The sequence below is a fragment of the Candidatus Streptomyces philanthi genome (genome assembly GCF_059553635.1).
In genome coordinates this window covers 1-1,553 of sequence record NZ_JCANQV010000584.1, presented here as the reverse complement: position 1 = coordinate 1,553, position 1,553 = coordinate 1, and the positions used below count along the sequence as shown (strand labels likewise).

Sequence of the window (1,553 nt, the reverse complement as noted above, 5' to 3'; positions counted from 1 at the left end):
CACACCGCGCCCCCGGAGCCGGGAGATCCCGCCGCTCCGGGGGCGCGGTGCGTGGTGCCCCGACGCGCCGTCAGCCCGTGGCGGGCTCCTCCGCCACCGCCCGGGTGTGCGCGAGGACGGCCGCGGCGAGCGGGCCCTGGACCTCCGGCGGGAGGGCGTGGCCCATGCCCGGTATCTCGACGACGCGGACGGCGTTGAGGGCCTGGGCGAGGTGCTGGGGGTGCGGGGGAGGGAAGACCGGTTCCGCGGGGGAGGAGATGACGAGGGTGGGCACCCGGTTGGCGGCCAGCGACTCGGTGCGCAGCATCCCGTCGTCGTCGGCGGTGCCGTGCGCGGTGGAGGTGCGGTGGTGGCCGGTGTGCTCGATGATGCGGCGCTCGCCCGCGCGGTAGTAGACGGCGTCGAACGGGAGCTGCTTGCCGGCCAGCACCCGCCAGTGCGCCACCCGCCGGTCCAGCTCGGCCTCCAGGCCCAGGTCCTCGACCGGGCGGCCCCACAGCTCCAGCACCTCGGGGGCTATCCCCGGCAGGTCGGCGACCTCGGTGACGGTGCCGTCCGGCGCGGTGTACGGGGCGGTGGTCAGCGCCATGGTGCACATCAGTGTGGCGCTCAGGAAGCGCTCGGGGCGGTCGGCGAGCGCCATCTGCACCAGCATCCCGCCGAGCGACATCCCGGCGACATGGGCCCGCTCGATCCCGAGCCCGTCCAGCACGGCGATCACATCGTCGGCGAGGTCGGCGATCCGGTAGGGCTGCTCGTCGAACGCCCAGGTGGAGCGGCCGCTGTCGCGGTGGTCGTAGCGGATGACACGGTGGTGCGCGGCGAGTGCGTCGACCAGTTCCTCCGGCCAGCCGAGGCCGGACGCCTGGGCGCCCATGACCAGCAGCAGCGGGGGTGCGTGGGGGTCTCCGCGCTGTTCGGTCCACAGGCGGACGCCGGGGGCGGCTTCGACGTAGTGCTGCATGGGTCCTCCTGGCGGCCGGGGAGGCGGGGACATGCCTCGGACAAAAGCGTAACGAGACGTATCGTCTCGCACGGTCCGGATCACGTCAAGGAAAAGATCGGCCAGAGGCAGGGCCGTAAAATCGCCCCTCGGTGAGGGGTGGGAGGGCGCGGGGTGGGGGAGCGGTGAAGGCCAAACGGGTGCCACGGGCGGAACGCGAGCGGCAGATGATGGACGCGGCGGTACGCGTCTTCGCCCGCCGCGGCTACCGGTCCGCCTCGATGGACGAGATCGCCGAGGCCGCCGGGGTCTCCAAACCGCTGGTCTACCTCTATCTGCACTCCAAGGAGGAGCTGTTCCGCGCCGTCATCCGGCGCGAGGGCCGGGCCGTCCTCGCGGCCGTCGCCGGTGCCGTCGAACCGGACGCCCCGGCCGACCGGCAGTTGTGGAGCGGACTGCGGGGCTTCTTCGCCCACACCGCGGACCACCCCGACGGCTGGACCGTCCTCCACCAGCAGGCGCGCACGCACGGGGAGCCCTTCGCGCGGGAGGTGGCCGCGATGCGGGCGGAGATCACCGCGTATGTGACCGAACTGGTCCGGGCGGCCGC

2 protein-coding genes are annotated in these 1,553 nt (G+C 73.7%); one reads left to right on the top strand and one right to left on the bottom strand.

Translation table 11 applies throughout. The features are described 5' to 3' along the window. Positions 1–70: 70 nt before the first annotated feature. The gene (locus tag AC51EU_RS30420) at positions 71–964 is read right to left on the bottom strand and encodes an alpha/beta fold hydrolase (RefSeq protein ID WP_496270314.1); all 894 of its coding nucleotides are present in this window, start codon (positions 962–964) and stop codon (positions 71–73) included. A 164-nt stretch (positions 965–1,128) separates the two neighbouring features. Here AC51EU_RS30420 and AC51EU_RS30415 point away from each other — a divergent pair. After that, positions 1,129–1,553: TetR/AcrR family transcriptional regulator (locus AC51EU_RS30415; RefSeq protein WP_496270313.1), on the top strand; the 425-nt coding region annotated here is incomplete at its 3' end.